This window comes from Sphingopyxis flava (assembly GCF_900168005.1).
In the GTDB taxonomy this organism is placed as follows: domain Bacteria; phylum Pseudomonadota; class Alphaproteobacteria; order Sphingomonadales; family Sphingomonadaceae; genus Sphingopyxis; species Sphingopyxis flava.
Map to the genome: position 1 here is coordinate 1 of NZ_FUYP01000067.1, position 5,576 is coordinate 5,576.

A 5,576-nucleotide genomic window follows, 5' to 3' on the forward strand; every position below is an offset into this window, starting at 1 on the left:
TGACTCGTCTCCTTTCAAGATCTCATGGTTGAAACACCGATGAGTTGGTGCTTCAAACATGAATGCTAAGATTCGCGTGTCATGCGGTCCAATACTTTTTTTAGCCTTTGCAATACGGGATCGGTATGGCTTAGCGGTGTTCACCCCTAGGGAAAACCAGAGGTCTTAAATGGAATTTCGGCAGCTTCGCTATTTCATCGCGGTCGCAGAAGAGGGAAATATCGGTGCTGCGGCAAGACGCCTGCATATTTCCCAGCCGCCCATTACCCGCCAAATACAGGCCCTGGAACAGGATCTCGGCGTGGTGCTGTTTGAACGCACGCACCGCGGCGTCGAATTGACGGCAGCGGGTACAACATTTTTAGAGGATGCCAGGCGCCTACTGCACGTTACCGAGATCTCAAGGGTGAGATCACGTGCAGCATCGCGCGGTGAAATCGGGGAATTGCGCGTCGCCTATTTCGGAACCGTCGTTTTGCATACGCTACCGCTGCTGCTGCGGCAACTCTTGTCGGTTGCTCCCTCGGCAACTGTGTCCTTGACGCAGATGAGCAAGAACCGCCAGATTGAAGCGCTGGACGCTGGCACCATCGATATCGGGTTCGGGCGTTTCTACCCCTATCAGGAGGGTGTAGTTGTCCGAAACGTAACCAATGAGAGGCTATTTCTGGGTGCGCAAAAGTCGCGCGCTCGCTCGTTTGGTGAGCAAGTTCATTGCAGCGCGCTTCGTAACGAGCCCTTGATCCTGTTCCCGCGAGAAGGACGCCCCAGTTTCGCAGACGAAGTCATCGGCGTATTCAAAAACGCGCGAGTGGAGCCAAAGGTTGTCGCCATAGTTGAAGACGTCAATGCAGCCATGGCTCTGGCGTTGGCCGGCGTCGGCGTGACAATTGTTCCCGAGACAGTAGCCATGATTTCGTGGCCTGACTTCGGCTTCACTGAACTCGTGGGCTCCAAGGCCACTGTACCGGTCAGTTGTATCTACCGTCACGATCACATTGCGCCGATTCTGAAAACATTCTTGAACTTGCTACCTATTCGAGAATCGCAATAGATGCCAATCGTTAGGTTGTCGACCCCGCAATTCGGCATAACACTGGCCGTAAAGCGGGCATCAATCGCTGTACTCCAACTCTTACTGCGACATGGCTCACGCTAAAAGGAAGGCACGCGCAGCGAGGGCAATGCCCGACGCAATCAGCGCCGGGCCACCGCTATCAGTACTCCGAAGCCGACCAGCCGCCCGCCGAAGGCACGGTCGATCCAATGGCGGAAAGCCAGCAGACGATCGCGCACGGCACCGGCAGAGAAGCATAAGGCCACCAGGCTAAACCAGCCCATGTGCGCCGCAGCGATGAAAGCGCCATAGCCAATCTGCACTGCCAGCGGAGTGTCGGGCCGCACCACCTGCATAAACAGGCTGACGATGAATACCGTGGCTTTGGGGTTCAGCGTATTGGTCAGGAAACCGGTACGCAGCGCAGCGCCATCCGAGAGCGGTGCCATACGCTTTTCGGTCAGTGCGCCGCCAGCTTTCGTGCACAGCATTTTTATGCCGAGATAAATTAGATAGGCAGCACCGACCAGTTGATGGTGTTAAACAACCAAAGCGATTGCTGGATTAGCAGGTCCACGCCGTTCAACGTGTAGGTGATATGTACGAGTATGCCTAAGCCTATGCCCAATGCGGTCAGCACCCCCGCGCGGCGCGACAGCATCAAGCTATTGCGCGTAACCGTTGCAAAGTCCGGCCCAGGGCTGATGACGGCCAGCAAGGTGATTGTGACGACAGCTATTAATTCGGTCATTGGCGTATCCGGTCGGAAACAATGAAATTAAGGCAGATGATATTCAAAATCAACGTGAAGGAATATCGATCTTTCCGGCCAATAATGGAGAACTGAATTCGACATCTTCCGGTACGCGTCAGCCTTCCTAGCGGGTGCTACGCTGTTTCGAGGCTGCCGCCCACTTGGAGAATTCAGCCGTGCGATGGTCGAGTCGCATCTAACCCACGGCGCAGTCAACCGCGTGGCACGTTCACTCGAAAACGCATCGCGGTAGCGTGAGCAGCGTAGCCGGCGCGTCCTCCTGCACAAAGGGGATTACGTGGGTGGCGGCGTCTCGGTCAATGCGGCGTAACCGGATGCGCCCAAACCCCTTGGGCTCCACGATCTCCACCGCCATGACCATCAACACTTTGGTGGTGCTGCTCTTGCGCCCTGCAGGGGTGGCGGGATTCTTGCGATCCGTGATGGACAGGTACGTTTCATCCACCTCCACAAGCCCCTTGAGCTTGTCCCGGCCCGGGCGGACCATGGCACGTCGAAACCGGTGCAGCATGGTCCAGGCGGTCTGGTAGCTCCCCAAACCCAATACGCGCTGCAGCCCCAGGGCGCTCACGCCTTGTTTCTGATTGGTCAGGTACCAAGCTGCAGCCAGCCAGACACGCAGCGGTGTGCGCGTCTTGTCAAAGATGGTTCCAGATGTCACTGTGCCTTGGTACTGGCATGAGCGGCACATCAGGCGGGTGCGGCTGGCGCGGTACACATCGCCAGCGTTGCCGCAACGCGGGCAGACGAAGCCTTGGGGCCACCGAAGCTTCTCCAGGAACGCCTGGCAAGCCTCTTCGGTGGCAAACCAGTCAAGAAATTCGTTCCAGGTGCGGGGGTAGTCCCCTCCAGGAGTTGGCGTTAGCATCTGGGTTTCCATCCAGCTATTCTCACGTCACTGGAGCTAAATAGATACCCCTTGCATTTGTACAGTATTCATGTCAGCCACTTCCAAGCCCAAGCTCTACAACCCACGCCACCCCGAACGCACGCTGCTCTACCAAACGGTAGCCGAGCACTACGAGACCTGGCTAGAGTTGGCCAGCGCGGGTCAGTTCGACGGCCAGGGCGACCACCACACCCCCAAGCCCTTCGTGCGCAAAGCGTTTGCCAAGTATCTTGAGTGCGGCATCTTTGCCCATGGCTTTGCCCGCGCTCGCTGCGGCGACTGTGGGCACGACTACTTTGTAGCCTTCTCCTGCAAAGGCCGGGGAGTCTGCCCCTCGTGCACCACCCGGCGCATGGTGGAGACGGCGGCACACCTGAGCGACCACGTTTTCCCCCGCCTGCCGGTGCGCCAGTGGGTGCTGTCCGTGCCCAAGCGGCTTCGGTACTTCATGCAACGCGACGGAGCGGTGCTGAGCATGGTGCTGCGCATCTTTCTGCGGGTGATCGCACAAACTCTGCAGACCCACAGCCCCGGTGCGGCCCATATGGACAAGGCAGGCCTGCACATCGGTGCCATCGCCTTCATTCACCGATTCGGCTCCGGCCTCAATGAACACGTCCACTTCCACGTTTGTGTGGTGGACGGGGTGTTTGAGGAAGTGGAGGGCGAGGGCGATGCTGATGCGACCCCTCGAATCTCATCGCCGGGTGTCATCTTTCACGCGGCCACCGGCATCGATGCGGCTACCGTGGCCCCAGTGCAGACCACACTGCAAAAACGTATCCTGCGCGCCTTCGTTGCTCGGGGCCTGCTGGAGAACTGTGACGCCAAAGACATGCTGGGCTACAAACACAGCGGCTTCTCGGTGGACGCCGGTGTCTGCATCGAAGCCCACGACCGCGCTGCGCTGGAGCGGCTGCTGCGCTATTGCGCGCGTCCACCGTTTTCCATGGAGCGCCTACGCAAAGAGGGAAGCAAACTGGTGTACCGCTGTGCCAAACAGCGCAGCGAGCCCACCAGTGACAAGCGTGGTGCCAAGGCAGATGAGCTGCACCTCACACCGCTGGAACTGATCGACCGCATCGCCGCGCTGGTGCCACCGCCACGCACCCACCGGCACCGCTACTTTGGTGTGCTGGCACCAAACTCGCCGCTGAGAGCGGCGGTAACGGCGCTGGCTCAGCCTGCTGCGTCGCAACCAGCCACGGTGGAGACTGCACAACCTGGCGCGGGCGTACCTGGGGTGGCGGCGCCGGGCAACGCGGCCACACCCACACCCGAACCTGAAGCACGCCCGAAGCGAGCGGCGCATTACTTGTGGGCGGTGCTGATTGCCCGCATCTACGAGGCATTTCCGCTGCTGTGCCCCATGTGCGGTGGGCAGATGCGCATCATTGCCTTCATCACCCACAGCGCCGAAATCCGCCACATCCTGAACCACATCGGGGTGGAGTCTGCCCCCCCGCACATCACCCCGGCACGCGGGCCACCGCTGTGGGAGGGCTGCGACGCGCCGGTGGATGATGGTGCGCAAGGCGAGCCGGATTGGGATCTGGCAGCTCAACCCGACGAGGTAGACCAGCGCGTCAATTGGTGACCCAGTGAAGCGGCGGTATCCATCGCTGCGGGGAAGCAGCTGCGCGCGCGCCAGGCCCAAATGCATACTGCCTCCCAAGCTCTTGCCATTGAGCGGCAAGCGAGCGCTCAACCTTCCTTGGCCGAACGTGTTTCGAGGCCCAAAACTCGTGCCATACTTGGCCTCATGCGGTTGAATTTCCTATCCGTCGCCGCTCCCATCGGCAAACGCCCCGTTGGCCAGGATGATCCCCTTCACCCGGAATTCCCCATTTCTCGCTTCATGCTCTTCAAACCACTTCGGATCGATCTGATTCATCGGTTTTTTAATCGTTAATCGCACCAACCACATGGGAATTGCTCCTTTCGAATGATTTAAACAATGGTCATGCCGCCATCGGCTACAATCACGGCTCCTGTCACAAAGGAAGACTCATCCGATGCAAGGAAGAGAGCCACATTGGCAATCTCCTCCGGTTGCGCTCCCCGGCCAAGGGGAGTTGCTTCCGAAGCCACCTTATCCACTTCAGGGAGTAGATCTTCCATGGCCTTTGTCATCAGTGTGATGACATACCCCGGAGCGATGGCATTGGCCCGAATTCCCTTTTTAGCATACGTAGCAGCCAGATGTCGGGTAAAGGAGATAATGGCTCCTTTGGAAGCGGTGTAGGAAGGTCCCCCCGGGCTGTTAATCAGACCCGCCGTAGATGATGTGTTGATGATTGTTCCGCCGCCCGCTTTGAGAAGCTCGGGAATTCCGTACTTCACCACAAGAAACATGCCTTTCGTGTTCACATTTTGGATCTTTTCCCACTCTTCCACACTGAGCTCATGGGCTAGAATCATGAAATTTTTATGGGCAATGCCTGCGTTATTGTACAACGTGGTCAGTTTTCCAAAAGTATCCACCGTTTTTTGGATGGCCCCCTTCACCTGCTCTTCATTGGAGACATCGCAGCGGATGGCGATGGCTTCACCCCCTGTCTCTTTTACAAGACGAGCCGTCTCTTCAATCCCCTTTTCGTCTACATCAACCACGGCCACTTTTGCTCCTTCACGGGCAAAAACCACTGCGGCAGCCCGCCCTTGTCCCCCAGCGGCCCCGGTAATGAAAGCCACCTTGTTTTCCAATCGTTTCGTCATTTTTTCTTTCCTCCTTAAACTTTTTTTCATCCATATATAGGTTCACGCTCGATTACGAAGTCCAGGGTCATGACCCGCACCCCGTCCTCGATCGTCTCGGGCGTAATCAGGTCGGGGGTGACGCCGTGACAGCAGTC

General features: G+C 58.0%; 4 protein-coding genes and 2 pseudogenes. 2 read left to right on the forward strand and 4 right to left on the reverse strand.

Going from position 1 to position 5,576, the window contains the following annotated elements:
* Positions 1–169: 169 nt before the first annotated feature.
* Positions 170–1,054 carry a LysR substrate-binding domain-containing protein gene (locus B5X69_RS20115; RefSeq protein ID WP_012248462.1) on the forward strand — a complete coding sequence of 295 codons (885 nt, stop codon included), beginning with the start codon at positions 170–172 and terminating at the stop codon, positions 1,052–1,054.
* A 143-nt stretch (positions 1,055–1,197) separates the two neighbouring features.
* On the opposite strand, the pseudogene B5X69_RS22535 reads toward B5X69_RS20115, so the two are convergent.
* Positions 1,198–1,808: pseudogene (locus tag B5X69_RS22535) on the reverse strand (LysE family translocator).
* 280 nt (positions 1,809–2,088) lie between these two features.
* Positions 2,089–2,712 (reverse strand): annotated as a pseudogene (locus tag B5X69_RS20125) (IS1595-like element ISCsp2 family transposase); the annotation flags it as partial.
* Between the two features lie 58 nt (positions 2,713–2,770).
* On the opposite strand from B5X69_RS20125, the gene B5X69_RS20130 reads away from it, so the two are divergent.
* The gene (locus B5X69_RS20130) at positions 2,771–4,318 is read left to right on the forward strand and encodes an IS91-like element ISCR8/ISPps1 family transposase (RefSeq protein ID WP_021227193.1); all 1,548 of its coding nucleotides are present in this window, start codon (positions 2,771–2,773) and stop codon (positions 4,316–4,318) included.
* 180 nt (positions 4,319–4,498) lie between these two features.
* On the opposite strand, the gene B5X69_RS21645 is transcribed toward B5X69_RS20130, so the two are convergent.
* Together B5X69_RS21645 and B5X69_RS20140 are read right to left on the reverse strand one after the other, a co-directional pair.
* The gene (locus B5X69_RS21645; RefSeq protein WP_021227192.1) at positions 4,499–4,648 is read right to left on the reverse strand and encodes a hypothetical protein; all 150 of its coding nucleotides are present in this window, start codon (positions 4,646–4,648) and stop codon (positions 4,499–4,501) included.
* 23 nt (positions 4,649–4,671) lie between these two features.
* Complete coding sequence (locus tag B5X69_RS20140; RefSeq protein ID WP_012248440.1) at positions 4,672–5,439, reverse strand: SDR family NAD(P)-dependent oxidoreductase; 768 nt, start codon at positions 5,437–5,439, stop codon at positions 4,672–4,674.
* Positions 5,440–5,576 lie beyond the last annotated feature (137 nt).

Bases quoted from the DNA above. Each gene is read 5' to 3' on its own strand.
- B5X69_RS20115 (WP_012248462.1), top strand. From the start codon at position 170: ATGGAATTTCGGCAGCTTCGCTATTTCATCGCGGTCGCAGAAGAGGGA.
- B5X69_RS20130 (WP_021227193.1), top strand. From the start codon at position 2,771: ATGTCAGCCACTTCCAAGCCCAAGCTCTACAACCCACGCCACCCCGAA.
- B5X69_RS21645 (WP_021227192.1), bottom strand. From the start codon at position 4,648: ATGTGGTTGGTGCGATTAACGATTAAAAAACCGATGAATCAGATCGAT.
- B5X69_RS20140 (WP_012248440.1), bottom strand. From the start codon at position 5,439: ATGACGAAACGATTGGAAAACAAGGTGGCTTTCATTACCGGGGCCGCT.